General features: G+C 69.7%; 13 protein-coding genes. 6 read left to right on the top strand and 7 right to left on the bottom strand.

Features of this window, described 5'->3' with window-relative positions:
• Positions 1 to 30: 30 nt before the first annotated feature.
• On the bottom strand, positions 31 to 651 hold the full coding sequence (ctaE, locus tag P8A18_RS07870) for an aa3-type cytochrome oxidase subunit III (RefSeq protein ID WP_026250335.1): 621 nt from the start codon (positions 649 to 651) through the stop codon (positions 31 to 33).
• A 202-nt stretch (positions 652 to 853) separates the two neighbouring features.
• Here ctaE and P8A18_RS07875 point away from each other — a divergent pair, with 202 nt between their 5' ends.
• Positions 854 to 1,255, top strand: a complete 402-nt coding sequence (locus P8A18_RS07875) for a response regulator transcription factor (RefSeq protein WP_018104389.1) — start codon at positions 854 to 856, stop codon at positions 1,253 to 1,255.
• Positions 1,256 to 1,301: 46 nt separating this feature from the next.
• On the opposite strand, the gene P8A18_RS07880 is transcribed toward P8A18_RS07875, so the two are convergent.
• The 4 genes from P8A18_RS07880 to ctaC form a co-directional block, all read right to left on the bottom strand.
• A complete protein-coding gene (locus P8A18_RS07880; protein ID WP_306053016.1) occupies positions 1,302 to 2,558 on the bottom strand; it encodes a L,D-transpeptidase in 1,257 nt (418 codons plus the stop codon).
• Between the two features lie 125 nt (positions 2,559 to 2,683).
• Complete coding sequence (locus P8A18_RS07885; protein ID WP_306053018.1) at positions 2,684 to 3,082, bottom strand: cytochrome c oxidase subunit 4; 399 nt, start codon at positions 3,080 to 3,082, stop codon at positions 2,684 to 2,686.
• On the bottom strand, positions 3,079 to 4,815 hold the full coding sequence (ctaD, locus tag P8A18_RS07890; RefSeq protein WP_018555462.1) for an aa3-type cytochrome oxidase subunit I: 1,737 nt from the start codon (positions 4,813 to 4,815) through the stop codon (positions 3,079 to 3,081). Before ctaD ends, P8A18_RS07885 begins: the two co-directional genes overlap by 4 nt.
• The gene (gene ctaC, locus P8A18_RS07895; RefSeq protein ID WP_018555461.1) at positions 4,812 to 5,774 is read right to left on the bottom strand and encodes an aa3-type cytochrome oxidase subunit II; all 963 of its coding nucleotides are present in this window, start codon (positions 5,772 to 5,774) and stop codon (positions 4,812 to 4,814) included. The genes ctaD and ctaC overlap by 4 nt, the downstream gene beginning before the upstream one ends.
• A 262-nt stretch (positions 5,775 to 6,036) precedes the next feature.
• On the opposite strand from ctaC, the gene P8A18_RS07900 reads away from it, so the two are divergent.
• The gene (locus tag P8A18_RS07900) at positions 6,037 to 7,431 is read left to right on the top strand and encodes a cysteine desulfurase/sulfurtransferase TusA family protein (protein WP_306053020.1); all 1,395 of its coding nucleotides are present in this window, start codon (positions 6,037 to 6,039) and stop codon (positions 7,429 to 7,431) included.
• Between the two features lie 10 nt (positions 7,432 to 7,441).
• Here the strand turns inward: P8A18_RS07900 and P8A18_RS07905 are convergent, their stop codons facing one another.
• Positions 7,442 to 8,416 (bottom strand): carbohydrate kinase family protein, encoded by a 975-nt coding sequence (locus P8A18_RS07905; protein WP_306053022.1) that lies wholly within the window; start codon positions 8,414 to 8,416, stop codon positions 7,442 to 7,444.
• 156 nt (positions 8,417 to 8,572) lie between these two features.
• Between P8A18_RS07905 and P8A18_RS07910 the strand changes: the two genes are divergently transcribed.
• Entirely contained in the window at positions 8,573 to 8,770 is a 198-nt protein-coding gene (locus P8A18_RS07910) for a hypothetical protein (RefSeq protein ID WP_306053024.1), read from the top strand.
• Positions 8,771 to 8,916: 146 nt separating this feature from the next.
• Positions 8,917 to 10,374 carry a hypothetical protein gene (locus P8A18_RS07915; protein ID WP_306053026.1) on the top strand — a complete coding sequence of 486 codons (1,458 nt, stop codon included), beginning with the start codon at positions 8,917 to 8,919 and terminating at the stop codon, positions 10,372 to 10,374.
• Between the two features lie 100 nt (positions 10,375 to 10,474).
• Here P8A18_RS07915 and P8A18_RS07920 read toward each other — a convergent pair whose 3' ends face one another.
• Positions 10,475 to 10,831, bottom strand: a complete 357-nt coding sequence (locus P8A18_RS07920; protein WP_018555456.1) for an iron-sulfur cluster assembly accessory protein — start codon at positions 10,829 to 10,831, stop codon at positions 10,475 to 10,477.
• Between the two features lie 234 nt (positions 10,832 to 11,065).
• On the opposite strand from P8A18_RS07920, the gene nadA reads away from it, so the two are divergent.
• Together nadA and P8A18_RS07930 are read left to right on the top strand one after the other, a co-directional pair.
• Positions 11,066 to 12,262 carry a quinolinate synthase NadA gene (nadA, locus tag P8A18_RS07925; protein ID WP_026250333.1) on the top strand — a complete coding sequence of 399 codons (1,197 nt, stop codon included), beginning with the start codon at positions 11,066 to 11,068 and terminating at the stop codon, positions 12,260 to 12,262.
• A gap of 158 nt (positions 12,263 to 12,420) precedes the next feature.
• Positions 12,421 to 13,824, top strand: coding sequence for an alpha/beta hydrolase (locus P8A18_RS07930; RefSeq protein ID WP_306053030.1), 1,404 nt, complete (start codon positions 12,421 to 12,423; stop codon positions 13,822 to 13,824).
• Position 13,825 lies beyond the last annotated feature (1 nt).

A 13,825-nucleotide genomic window follows, 5' to 3' on the forward strand; every position in this document is an offset into this window, starting at 1 on the left:
ATGCTGGATGTGGTTCGGGCTCGGGCCCGGTTACTTGATCATGTAGATCGTGGCGAAGAGGCCGATCCACACGACATCGACGAAGTGCCAGTAATAGGACACGACGATGGCAGCGGTCGCCTGTTCATGGGTGAACCTCTTGGCCGCGTATGTCCTGCCCAGGACGAGCAGGAAGGCGATGAGGCCGCCTGTCACATGCAGACCGTGGAAGCCGGTGGTCAGGTAGAACACCGAGCCGTACGGGTCCGAGGACAGCGAGAGGCCGTCCTTCTTCACCAGCTCCGTGTACTCGAAGACCTGGCCTCCGATGAAGATCGAACCCATCACGAAAGTGATCACGAACCAGGCACGGAGCTTCTTCACATCGCCCCGCTCCGCGGCGAAGACGCCGAGCTGGCAGGTGAGTGAGGAGAGCACCAGGATCGTGGTGTTCGTCGCCGAGAACGGGAAGTTCAGGGCGGACGCCATTTCCTTCCAGTGTTCCGGTCCGGTCACCGATCGCAGGGTGAAGTACATCGCGAAGAGGGCCGCGAAGAACATCAGCTCGGAACTCAACCAGATGATGGTTCCGACGCTGGTGAGGTTCGGTCGATTGACCGACGGGTGCGCGTGCCCGGTATCTACTGTCGTTGCTGTCGCCACGACCGACATTATGTCGGTCGCTTATCCCGCCCTCACTCCGGGGGGTGCCGTTCGGTGTGTCAGGGGGGTGTGTCCTGCTCGAACGGCCCATGCTTCCCCTGTCCGGACCGATGCTGACAGGCTGTCGGTCGGAGTACGATCCGCGCATCGGGCCGCTCTCGTACACCGAGCGCCCCGAGTGCCCCGAAGACACGGATGTCACGGAGGAACCATGCAGCCGACCGCCACGGTCCTGGTCTACAGCGACAACGCGCACACCCGTGAGCAGGTGAGGCTGGCAGCGGGTCGCAGGCCCGCGGCGGACGTGCCGCCGGTGGAGTTCCTGGAGTGCGCCACCCTGCCCGCCGTCCTGGACGCCCTGGAGCACGGGGGTGTCGACGTCTGCGTGCTGGACGGTGAGACGGCCCCGGCGGGCGGGATGGGGGTCTGCCGGCAGATCAAGGACGAGATCTTCCGCTGCCCGCCCGTCCTGGTCCTGATCGGACGCCCGCAGGACGCCTGGCTGGCCACCTGGAGCCGCGCGGACGCCGCGGTGACCCTGCCGGTCGAACCGGTGGAGTTCGCCGACTCCCTGGCCGCCCTGCTGCGCACCAGGCTCTCCGTGGGGGCCTGAGCCCCCGCCCGCCGGCCTTCCGGAGGGGCGGCGCACTCCCGGGCCGTCAGACCTGGGGGCGCAGCCGCGCCGCCCGCACCGTGTCGACGCGCGGTGCGGTGGTGTCGTTGTGCAGTGCGCTGCCCTTCTGCCACTTGGCCCAGGACAGGTTCCAGTCGCCGTAGCCGTTGTCGAACGGCGTCATGGTCTCGCCGTCGCTGCCGACGACGCTGACGATGTCGCCCTCGCGGACGGTGTTGAAGAACCACTCGGCCTCGCTGGTGCTCATGCCGGTGCAGCCGTGGCTGACGTTCGCGGACCCCTGCGATCCGGTGGACCAGGGGGCCGCGTGCACGTACTCGCCGCTCCAGGTGACCCGGGTGGCGTAGTAGACATCGAGGTCGTAGGAGTCCGACGAACCCTCGGCGATGCCGATGGACTCCCCGCGCATACGTACGTAGTACTCCTTGCCCAGCACGACCTTGACGCCGTTGCGGGTGTCGAAGCCCGGCTTGCCGGTGGTCACCGGAATGGTGTTGATCACTTCGCCGTTGCGCAGCACCGTCATGGAGTGCTCCGAGGCGTCGGTGACGGCCTCGATGCGGTCGCCGGTAGTGATCTTCAGCGCTTTCGCGGGTGCTCCGTAGAGCGCGTTGGTGACCTTGATGCCGGTCAGGTTGCTGCTGACCTCGATGGTGGCCTTCGCCGGCCAGTACTCCTTGGGCCGGTAGTGCAGCGTCTTGTCGTCGACCCAGTACCAGGAGCCGGTGACCGCGGGCGTGGAGCGCACCCTCAGACCGCGCTCGACGGTGGCGCGGGAGGCGTTGTCGGTGACCGGGGCGCTGAGCTGGGCCGTGAGGGGCTGCCCGACGCCGTAGGTGCCCGCGTGGGGGCCGAAGGTGACCTTCAGGAACTTCTGGGCCGCCGCGGTGTCGAAGGACATCGTGCGGGTGCCCGGGGCGCCGTCGTCGTCCTCCATGCGGACCTTGACGGTGTAGCGGGTCCCTGCGGCCAGCGGGGCCGTGGAGTGCCAGCGGTGTCCGTCGGCGTCGAGTTCGCCCGCCAGATGGCGTCCTGCGGCGTCCACGGCCGATACGTCGGTGATCCGGCCGTCGTCGCTGTCGACGGTGACTTCGAGGGGCTTGTCGGGATCGACCTTCTTGCCGCCGTCGGGGGTGTTGAAGGAGATCTCGTCGGCCGCGTCGTACGGCTGGGCCGAGAGCGGGTGACCTTCGGACTTCCCGCAGGCTGCCGCCCCGGCGACCAGGGTCGCGGCCAGCAGAGTGCAGCTCACTACGGGACGGATGCGCGGCGTGTGGTTCATGAACTCACGCTAAGAAGATTCATCCGTTTCAGCGCGCCGGATGACTGCAAACGGGGGGCCGGCTCTTCCTCTCGGAAGTGTCGGCCCCCCGTCAGGTGGAGCGGTGTGTCACCGGTGCAACGGTGTCACTGGGTGCGGTTCTCACCCCGGTAGTACTCGAACACCCAACCGAACAGGCCGATCAGGAGGAGCGGGGCCGAGAAGAACAGCAGCCACCAGCCGAAGACGACGCCCATGAAGGCGAAGGCTCCGCCGATCGCCAGCGAGAGCGGCTGCCAGCTGTGCGGGGAGAAGAACCCCACCTCGCCGGCCTCGTCCGCCACGTCGGCTTCCTTGTTGTCCTGCGCCAGCGCGTCGACCCGCCGGGCCGTGAAGGCCAGGTAGAAGCCGATCATCACGCTCAGGCCGAACGCCAGGACCAGCGCGGTGGTGCCGACGGGCTCCTTCGACCACACGCCGTACGTGATGGCGATGATGAGGATGAACAGCGCCAGACCGAGGAACATCTTGCCCTGGATCTTCACTTGCCCGCCTCCTTGCCACCCGCGAGGGCCTTGTCACCCTCGGAGAGGTGATCCAGCTGTTCGAGTGCCGTGATCTCCGGGTGGTGCAGGTCGAACGCCGGCGATTCGGAGCGGATGCGCGGCAGCGTGAGGAAGTTGTGCCGCGGCGGCGGGCAGGAGGTCGCCCACTCCAGCGAGCGGCCGTAGCCCCACGGGTCGTCCACCTCGATCTTCTTGCCGTACTTGGCGGTCTTCCAGACGTTGTAGAAGAACGGCAGGATCGACAGGCCGAGCAGGAACGAGGAGATCGTCGAGATCGTGTTCAGCGCGGTGAAGCCGTCCGCGGCGAGGTAGTCCGCGTAACGCCGCGGCATGCCCTCCGCGCCCAGCCAGTGCTGCACCAGGAACGTGCCGTGGAAGCCCACGAACAGCGTCCAGAAGGTGATCTTGCCGAGCCGCTCGTCCAGCATCTTGCCGGTGAACTTCGGCCACCAGAAGTGGAATCCGGAGAACATCGCGAACACCACGGTGCCGAAGACGACGTAGTGGAAGTGCGCGACCACGAAGTACGAGTCCGAGACGTGGAAGTCCATCGGCGGCGAGGCCAGGATGACGCCGGTCAGACCACCGAAGGTGAAGGTGATCAGGAAGCCGATCGCCCAGAGCATCGGTGTCTCGAAGGACAGCGAGCCCTTCCACATCGTGCCGATCCAGTTGAAGAACTTCACCCCGGTGGGTACCGCGATGAGGAACGTCATGAAGGAGAAGAACGGCAGCAGTACCCCGCCGGTGACGTACATGTGGTGGGCCCACACGGTCACCGAGAGACCGGCGATGGAGATCGTCGCGGCCACCAGGCCGATGTAGCCGAACATCGGCTTGCGGCTGAACACCGGGATCACTTCCGAGATGATCCCGAAGAACGGCAAGGCGATGATGTACACCTCTGGATGCCCGAAGAACCAGAAGAGGTGTTGCCAGAGCAACGCGCCGCCGTTGGACGCGTCGAAGATATGCGCACCGAACTTCCGGTCCGCCTCCAGGGCGAACAGCGCGGCCGCCAGCACCGGGAAGGCCAGCAGGACCAGCACACCGGTCAGCAGGACGTTCCAGACGAAGATCGGCATGCGGAACATCGTCATGCCGGGGGCGCGCATGCAGATGATCGTGGTGATGAAGTTGACCGAACCGAGGATCGTGCCGAAGCCGGAGAAGGCCAGACCCATGATCCACATGTCGGCGCCGACACCCGGCGAACGGACGGCGTCCGAGAGCGGGGAGTAGGCGAACCACCCGAAGTCGGCCGCACCCTGCGGGGTGAGGAAGCCGGCCACCGCGATGATCGAGCCGAAGAGGTACAGCCAGTACGCGAACATGTTCAGCCGCGGGAACGCCACGTCGGGCGCGCCGATCTGGAGCGGCATGATCCAGTTCGCGAATCCGGCGAACAGCGGCGTCGCGAACATCAGCAGCATGATCGTGCCGTGCATCGTGAACGCCTGGTTGAACTGCTCGTTCGACATGATCTGCGTGCCCGGACGGGCCAGCTCGGCGCGCATGAAGAGCGCCATCAGACCGCCGATGCAGAAGAAGGCGAACGATGTGACCAGGTACATCGTGCCGATCGTCTTGTGGTCAGTGGTGGTCAGCCACTTGATGACGACGTTTCCCGGCTGCTTGCGCCGGACCGGCAGCTCGTCCTCGTACGAGTCGTCTGCTGCCGCGGCACCCTGAGGTTCGTTGAGGATGCTCACAGTTTGTTCGTCTCCGCATTCCTGGCCGGGTCAGTCTGCTCGATGCCGGCCGGCACGTAGCCCGTCTGGCCCTTCTTCGCCAGCTCCTCGAGGTGCGCCTGATAGCGCTCCGGGGAGACGACCTTGACGTTGAAGAGCATCCGGGAGTGGTCGACGCCGCAGAGCTCGGCGCACTTGCCCAGGAAGGTGCCCTCCTGGTTGGGAGTCACCTCGAAGGCGTTGGTGTGGCCCGGAATGACGTCCTGCTTCATGAGGAACGGCACCACCCAGAAGGAGTGGATGACGTCACGCGAAGTCAGGATGAAACGGACCGTCTCACCCTTGGGCAGCCAGAGGGTCGGCCCCGGGTTGCCGGTCTGCGGGTTCCGGTCCCCCGGGATGCCGGCGTCGTAGACGCCGTCAGCGTTCTTGGGGAAAGCCTCACGGAACCTGTTCGGGATGGCGTCGAGCTCCTTGGGGATCTCGTTGCCCGTGGCGGCGGAGCCGTCCACGTTCTCGATGTAGTTGAAGGCCCAGCTCCACTGGTAGCCGACCACGTTGATGGTGTGGGCGGGCTTGGGGGAGAGCGTGAGGAGCTTCGTCTCGTCCCGTGCGGTGAAGTAGAACAACACCGAGACGATGATCAGGGGGACCACGGTGTACAGCGCCTCGATGGGCATGTTGTACCGGGTCTGCGGAGGTACCTCCACCTTGGTGCGGCTGCGCCGGTGGAAGATGACGCTCCACAGGATCAGGCCCCAGACCAGCACGCCCGTGGCGAGCGCTGCCGCCCACGAGCCCTGCCAGAGGGAAAGGATCCGTGGGGCCTCTTCCGTTACCGGCGTAGGCATACCAAGGCGGGGGAAGTCCTTGTACGTGCAACCTGTGGCGGTCGCCAGGATCAGGCCCGCAGTCAGCACCTGCGGCAGCTTCCGCCGCATCGGGCGCCGCGACGAGCGGTCGGAGCCGTTGGGACTCACGTAGCGCCTTCCCGAGAGTCTCGCCCGCACGGTCGGCGCGGCCGTCTCGCTGGTCGGTCGCCGGCCCTGTGCGGGCAGGGGTTTGGATGTTTATGCGGACCAAACCCTACTGGACGCTATTTGGGGTCGCGCGGGGAGGGTGCCCAACGCGCCGCCCGACTCCCCGAAGGGGTGGAATTCGCGCCTCCGGCCGCCATCTGACGCCCCCTCTCCCGGCACGGCCGGTCCCGGGCCCCGGGCCCGGCCCGGCTAGCGTGGCCGGGTGCCCTACTTCGACGCGGCGTCGGCCGCCCCCCTGCATCCCGTCGCCCGCCAGGCGCTGCTTGCCGCGCTGGACGAGGGCTGGGCCGACCCGGCCAGGCTCTACCGCGAGGGGCGGCGCGCCCGGCTGCTGCTGGACGCGGCCCGGGAGGCGGCCGCCGAGGCCGTCGGGTGCCGGCCGGACGAGCTGACCTTCACCTCGTCGGGCACCCGTGCGGTGCATTCCGGAATTTCCGGGGCGCTCGCCGGGCGTCGGCGTGTCGGCCGCCATCTGGTGGTGTCGGCGGTCGAGCACTCGTCGGTCCTGCACGCGGCGTCCGACCACGAGGACCGGGGCGGCTCCGTCGCCCGGGTGCCGGTGGACCGCACGGGCGCGGTGAGCCCGCGGGTGTTCGGGGAGGCGCTGCGCGAGGACACCGCGCTGGCCTGCCTCCAGTCCGCCAGCCACGAGGTCGGCACCGAGCAGCCGGTGGCCGAGGTGGCCGGAATCTGCCGGTCGGCGGGGGTGCCGCTGCTGGTGGACGCCGCCCAGTCGCTGGCCTGGGGACCGGTGCCGGAGGGGTGGTCGCTGCTCGCGGGCAGCGCGCACAAATGGGGCGGGCCCGCCGGGGTCGGGCTGCTCGCGGTGCGCAAGGGTGTCCGGTTCGCACCGCAAGGCCCGGCGGACGAGCGGGAGTCGGGACGGGCGCCCGGCTTCGAGAACCTTCCGGCGATCGTCGCGGCGGCCGCCTCCCTGCGGGCGGTGCGGGCGGAGGCGGACGCGGACGCGGTGCGGCTGCGGGCGCTGGTCGACCGGATCAGGACCCGGGTGCCCGAGCTGGTACCCGATGTGGAGGTGGTCGGCGATCCGGAGCGGCGGCTGCCGCATCTGGTCACCTTCTCCTGTCTCTATGTCGACGGGGAGACCCTGCTCCACGAGCTCGACCGGGCCGGATTCTCCGTATCGTCCGGTTCGTCCTGCACGAGCAGCACCCTGACGCCGAGCCATGTGCTCAAGGCGATGGGGGTGCTGTCGGAGGGCAATGTCCGGGTGTCGCTGCCCCGGGGCACCACGGACGAGGACGTCGACGGCTTCCTGGCGGTGCTCCCCGGTCTGGTGGCCGGGGTGCGCGAGAAGCTGGAGGCGTCCGCGCCGGCCGCCCCCTCCCCTTCCCCCTCCCCCGCTCCGGACGACTCGCTGGTGCTGGACACGCTCGGCAAGCGCTGCCCGATTCCGGTGATCGAGCTCGCAAAGGTGATCGGAGGGGTGCCGGTGGGCGGGACGGTGACCGTGCTGTCCGACGACGAGGCGGCCCGGCTGGACATCCCGGCCTGGTGCGCGATGCGGGAGCAGGAGTACGTGGGCGAGGAGCCGGCGGACCGGGGCGCGGCCCATGTGGTCCGCCGGCTCTCCTGACCGGTCCGCGTCAGGCGAGGTGCGTGTGGACCTCGGCGGCGGCCTCGTGGCCGTACGCCTTGGTGAAGCGGTCCATGAAGTGGTTGCGGTGCAGGGTGTACTCCTGGGTGCCGACGGTCTCGATGACGAGCGTGGCGAGCATGCAGCCGACCTGGGCGGCCCGCTCCAGGCCGACGCCCCAGGCGAGACCGGAGAGGAACCCGGCCCGGAAGGCGTCGCCGACGCCGGTCGGGTCGGCCTTGGCGTTCTCCTCGGGGCAGCCGACCTCGATGGGCTCCTCGCCCGCCCGCTCGATGCGCACGCCCTGGGCGCCGAGCGTGGTGACCCGGTGGCCGACCTTGGCCAGGATCTCCGCGTCGGTCCAGCCGGTCTTGGACTCGATGAGCCCCTTCTCGTACTCGTTGGAGAAGAGGTAGGTGGCGCCCTCCAGGAGGATGCGGATCTCGTCGCCGTTCATCCGGGCGATCTGCTGGGAGAAGTCCGCGGCGAACGGGATGCCGCGCGTACGGCACTCCTCGGTGTGGCGGAGCATGCCCTCCGGGTCGTCGGCGCCGATGGAGACGAGGTCGAGCCCGCCCACCCGGTCGGCGACGGCCTTCAGCTCGATCAGCCGGGCCTCGCTCATGGCGCCGGTGTAGAAGGAGCCGATCTGGTTGTGGTCGGCGTCGGTCGTGCAGACGAACCGGGCGGTGTGCAGGACCTCGGAGATCCGCACCGATCCGGTGTCGACGCCGTGGCGGTCGAGCCAGGCCCGGTACTCGTCGAAGTCGGACCCGGCGGCCCCGACCAGGATCGGCCGGGTGCCGAGCAGGCCCATGCCGAAGCAGATGTTGGCGGCGACACCTCCCCGGCGCACGTCCAGGTTGTCGACCAGGAAGGAGAGCGAGACCGTGTGCAGCTGATCGGCGACCAGCTGGTCGGCGAAGCGGCCGGGGAAGGTCATGAGGTGGTCGGTGGCGATGGAGCCGGTGACTGCGATACGCACGGGGAGACTGCTCCTGCGGAGGTCGAGGGGAACGCTTGTCCGTATCCCCTGGGTGGCGTGACAGTTCACGCTACCCGCTTTCCCATGGCCCGAAGCGGAAAAACTACCCGATAGTAGGGCTTTCTTCCCGAGCTCGGTGGTGCCTACGGTGCGGTTATGTCGAACCACATCGCCCCGCGCGAGTCCGAGACCGGTCTGGCCGAGCTGCGCGGAGACTGCGCACGGATGGCCCCGCACTGGGTGGTACCCGCGAAGATCACCCCTACCCCTGTCGCACCCGCCCTGATCAACGGCGTGACCGTGCCGCCCGCATCGGCCCGGCTGATCGACGCGACGGCGGAGTACGGGGACTGAGCCCCCCTCCCTCGCCGGCGCCCCCTCCTTCGCCGGCCCGGGGGAACCATGCGCCCCTTCGCCCCGTCCCATCCCCGTCCACCCTCCGGGGCGGGCCGTACGCCGGTCCAGGCGTACGACGGCGATGCAGGCGAAGGAGCGATCCGGTGAGCACCGAGCGACCCGACAACGACGTGACCACTTCCCGGCGGCGTTCGCCGCTGGTCGCGGCCTCGGTGGCGGCGGCCGTACTGCTGGCCGGTGGCGGCGGCGCCTACTGGGCGGCGACCGCGGCGGACGGCGGGGACGGCGCGCGGAGCGCGGCGGGGGACGGTTCCACTCCCCCACCCCTGTCGCTGGACGCCACGGGCACACCCGCCGAGCCGTCGCCCGATCCCTCCGGCGCGCCCGAGGGCATCGCCCCCGGTGAGCCCGATCCGCACGGCGGCCGGCTGGTCTACCGCGCCTCCGGCGAACTTCCGGACGGCCCCGAGCGGGCGGCCGTCCAGCGCGCGAAGGGGACCGTGTCGGCCGCCGAGGTGACCAGGCTGGCGAAGGCGCTCGGGCTGACCGGCGCCCCGCAGTCCGGGGCCACCTTCTGGAAGGTGGGCTCCGACGGGGACGGTTCGGGGCCGGTCCTGCGGGTGGACAAGCAGGCGCCCGGGACCTGGACCTTCACCCGCTACGGCTCCGGCTCCACGGACAACTGCAAGAAGGGGGCCGTCTGTTCGGGCGGGCAGGTGGCGCCCGGCGGCTCCGGCTCCCCGGTGAGCGAGAAGGCCGCGAAGGCCGCCGCCGCCCCGGTGCTGAAGGCGGCCGGCCAGGGCGACGCGGCGCTCGACGCGGGCCAGCTCATGGGCTCGGCCCGGGTGGTGAACGCCGATCCGGTGGTGGACGGGCTGCCCACGTACGGCTGGTCGACCGGCGTCCAGGTGGGCCCGGACGGTGAAGTGATCGGCGGCAGCGGGCAGTTGAAGGGCCTGGAGAAGGGTGCGGAGTATCCGGTGATCAGCGCGGACGAGGCGGTGAAGCAGCTGAACGCCGCGCAGCCGGAGAGCGGGAGGATCGGCGGCTGCATCGATCCCCCGCCGGCCAAGGAGGGCGAGATGGCGCCCCTCTACCGCTGCGGCAAGCAGAAGGGGGAGGCGGAGCCGCCCACGACGACGGTGACGGTGAGCAAGGCGGTCTTCGGTCTGGCGGTCCACTCCGCGGGGGGCGAGCAGCTGCTCGTACCGTCCTGGATCTTCTCGGTGGAGCCGGCCGGCGGCCGGGGCGACACGGTCACCCAGGTGGCCGTGGACCCGGCGTATCTGACGCGGGGGCCGTCACAGGGGGCGACCCCGGACGGCGACGCCACGACGAAGGCCCGCACGGTCCGGTCGTACAGCGCCGGCGGGCGGTCCCTCGCGGTGACGTTCTGGGGCGGCGCGTGCAGTACGTACACGGCGAGCGCGCGCGAGGACGGCGACACGGTGCGGGTGAGCGTCCGGGAGGAGAAGGCGGAGCCGGGCAAGGTCTGCGTGATGATCGCCAAGGAGATGACCCGTACGGTCACGCTGGACCAGCCGCTGGACGGCCGGAAGGTGGTCGACGCGGCCTCGGGCTCCACGGTCCCGCGCACCTGACACCACCCGCGTACGGCAGCGACAACGGAGCGACAACGGCGGCGGCCCCGGGATCGGAATCCCGGGGCCGCCGCCGTACCTCCGCCTGCCGCTGCGCGCTTTAGCTGAAGGAGTCGCCGCAGGCGCAGGAGCCCGTGGCGTTCGGGTTGTCGATGGTGAAGCCCTGCTTCTCGATGGTGTCCACGAAGTCGACCGAGGCGCCGCCCAGGTACGGGGCGCTCATGCGGTCGGTGACGACCTTCACACCGTCGAAGTCCTTCACGACGTCGCCGTCGAGGGAACGCTCATCGAAGAAGAGCTGGTAACGCAGGCCCGAGCAGCCGCCGGGCTGGACGGCGACACGGAGAGCCAGGTCTTCGCGCCCCTCCTGCTCCAGCAGGGCCTTGACCTTGGCTGCGGCGGCGTCGGACAGGAGGATGCCGTCGCTCACGGTGGTGGTCTCGTCCGATACGGACATCTGCTTCTCTCCCGGGTTGTACGGAGACTGCTTGCCGACGTAGCAACCGTCGGGACCGCGGATTCATTCCGGGCCGCGCGCTTGCCTGTTCCCTTCATGCTCGCACACCGGTCCGGCCGGCGGATGCGTCACATTGACGCTATCGGCATCGTCAAAGTGACGTGAAGCGGCTATGATAGATAGCGTCAATTAGACGAAAAGGCTTTCTCGGCAGAGAAGTCCGCAGAAGAAAGGGTGCGTGACGTGACCACGGCCCACCCCGTCCAGGATCTCGATGTCCAGCCGACGCCCCTCGCCCTGCTCCTGCTGGGCCGCGACGCCGACCCCAGGAGCGAGCGCGGTGTCGAGTGCCCCGGCGACCTGCCCTCCCCGTCCGACCCGGACCTGGTGGAGCGCGCCCGCGCGGCCAAGGAGAAGCTGGGGGAGAAGGTCTTCGTCCTCGGGCACCACTACCAGCGCGACGAGGTCATCCAGTTCGCGGATGTGACCGGCGACTCCTTCAAGCTCGCCCGTGACGCGGCGGCCCGCCCGGAGGCCGAGTACATCGTCTTCTGCGGTGTGCACTTCATGGCCGAGTCCGCGGACATCCTGACCACCGACGACCAGCAGGTCGTGCTGCCGGACCTGGCGGCGGGCTGCTCGATGGCCGACATGGCCACCGCCGAGCAGGTCGCCGAGTGCTGGGACGTGCTGACCGATGCGGGCGTCGCCGAGCAGGTCGTGCCCGTCTCCTACATGAACTCCTCCGCCGACATCAAGGCCTTCACCGGCCGTCACGGCGGCACGATCTGCACCTCGTCCAACGCGAAGCGGGCCCTGGAGTGGGCCTTCGAGCAGGGCGAGAAGGTCCTCTTCCTGCCCGACCAGCACCTGGGCCGCAACACCGCCGTCCGGGACATGGGCATGTCCCTGGAGGACTGTGTCCTCTACAACCCGCACAAGCCGAACGGCGGGCTCACCGCCGAGGAGCTGCGCGACGCGAAGATGATCCTGTGGCGCGGGCACTGCTCGGTCCACGGCCGCTTCTCGGTGGAGTCCGTCAACGACGTGCGCGCCCGGATACCCGGCGTCAACGTGCTGGTGCACCCGGAGTGCAAGCACGAGGTCGTCGCCGCCGCGGACCAGGTCGGCTCGACGGAGTACATCATCAAGGCCCTGGAGGCGGCCCCGGCCGGCTCCAAGTGGGCGATCGGCACCGAGCTGAACCTCGTACGCCGCCTGGCGAACCGTTTCGCCGCCGAGGACAAGGAGATCGTCTTCCTCGACAAGACGGTGTGCTTCTGCTCGACGATGAACCGCATCGACCTGCCGCACCTGGTGTGGACGCTGGAGTCGCTCGCGGAGGGCAAGCTCGTCAACCGGATCGTGGTGGACCCGGAGACGGAGAAGTACGCGAAGCTGGCGCTGGAGCGGATGCTGGCGCTGCCGTAGCGCTCCGCGCTGCCGTAGGCGCTTCCCGCTGCCTCCGGTAGCGCTCTTCGTGCGGAAGGTCCGGACGCGGCCGATTTTGTCCGGACCGGCCCGGAACCCCGTCCCCCGTATCTACGCTGCTGTCCTCGATCGGCGGCGTGGATACGGGGGACTGTCATATGGCGCAGCGCAGCAGGGCCGAGGACCTGGTGGTCGTCGTACCGGGAATCCTCGGCAGCACGCTGGCGGACGCGGAAGGGCACGAGGTCTGGGCGGCCTCCGGGAAGGCCCTGCTGCGGGGCATCCGCACCTTCGGGAACTCGGTCAAGGGCCTGACGCTCCCGGCCGGCCTGGGCGACGAACATCCCGGCGACGGCGTACGGCCCACCGGGCTCATGTCCGATGTGCACGCCCTGCCGGGTGTGTGGAACCCCGTGGACGGGTACAGCGGCCTGCTGAACTGGCTGGAAGCCAACTTCACCCTTCGGCGCCGCCTGCCCGGCGAGGCGGCCGACGTCCCGGCCAACCTCGTCGGCTTCGCCTACGACTGGCGGCTCTCCTGCCGCTACAACGCGGAGCGGCTGGCCGAGCGCGTGGACGAGGAGCTGGGCCGCTGGCGGGCGTCCCGGCCGGACCGGCGGGACGCCAAGGTCGTCTTCCTCTGCCACTCCATGGGCGGCCTCGTCACGCGCGGCTACGTCGAGCAGTGCGGCGGCGCGGAGGTCACGCGCCGCGTGGTCACGCTCGGGACGCCGTACCGGGGGTCGCTCGACGCGCTGCTGTACCTGGTCAACGGCATGCGGTACGGGATCGGCCCGGTGGGCCTCGACCTCACGGCGTTCGCCCGCAGCCTCCCGTCGCTGCACCAGCTCACCCCGGACTACGCCTGCCTGACGACGGCCGGCGGCTCGCCGTTGCGGTACGCCCGCGAGGTCACGGGCCTGCCGGGGGTGGATGAGGAACTGCTGCGCCACGCGGGCCGGTTCCACGCGGACCTGCGGGACTCGGGCGCGGGTGCGCGGTACGGGGTGGAGTACGTCCCGGTCGGCGGGGTACGCCAGCCGACGCCGACGACCGCCGAGGCGGAGGGCGACGGCCTGCGCGCCCTGCTCACCATCGACGGGGCGGACGAGGGGGGCGACGGGCGGGTGCCGCATCTTTCCAGCCGGGCTGTGGGTGCGGGCCGGCACGCGTACACCCCGTGGGAGAAGCACGGCTCCCTCCAGAACAACAAGGCGGTGCGCCAGGCCCTCTACAACTGGCTCACCCCGGAGCCGCCGGTGCACCGGGGCCCGGACGACGACGATGTGCCGCTCTCGGTGGACGCGCCGGAAATCCTGGTGGAGGGGGACGCGTACGAGATCCGGGCCACCGCTGCCCCGGACGTGCCGGGCCACGACCGGATCGCGGTCTTCGCGGGGGTGGAGGGCGGTCCGATGCGCACGATGACCAACCGGGGCGGCGGGGTGTACACCGCCCGGGTCAAGAGCCTTCCGGCGGGCGGGCATCGGGTGCGGATCGGGACGCGTAATTCGGCCAATGTGGTGATGACCGCGTTGGTACTGGTTTTGGAGCGGGGCTGAC

This window comes from Streptomyces sp. Mut1, from assembly GCF_030719295.1.
In the GTDB taxonomy this organism is placed as follows: Bacteria; Actinomycetota; Actinomycetes; order Streptomycetales; family Streptomycetaceae; genus Streptomyces; species Streptomyces castrisilvae.

What these genes read in the sequence shown, in the direction of transcription:
- ctaE (WP_026250335.1), bottom strand. Translation starts at nt 651, where the DNA reads ATGTCGGTCGTGGCGACAGCAACGACAGTAGATACCGGGCACGCGCAC.
- P8A18_RS07875 (WP_018104389.1), top strand. Translation starts at nt 854, where the DNA reads ATGCAGCCGACCGCCACGGTCCTGGTCTACAGCGACAACGCGCACACC.
- P8A18_RS07880 (WP_306053016.1), bottom strand. Translation starts at nt 2,558, where the DNA reads ATGAACCACACGCCGCGCATCCGTCCCGTAGTGAGCTGCACTCTGCTG.
- P8A18_RS07910 (WP_306053024.1), top strand. Translation starts at nt 8,573, where the DNA reads ATGTCGAACCACATCGCCCCGCGCGAGTCCGAGACCGGTCTGGCCGAG.
- P8A18_RS07920 (WP_018555456.1), bottom strand. Translation starts at nt 10,831, where the DNA reads ATGTCCGTATCGGACGAGACCACCACCGTGAGCGACGGCATCCTCCTG.
- P8A18_RS07930 (WP_306053030.1), top strand. Translation starts at nt 12,421, where the DNA reads ATGGCGCAGCGCAGCAGGGCCGAGGACCTGGTGGTCGTCGTACCGGGA.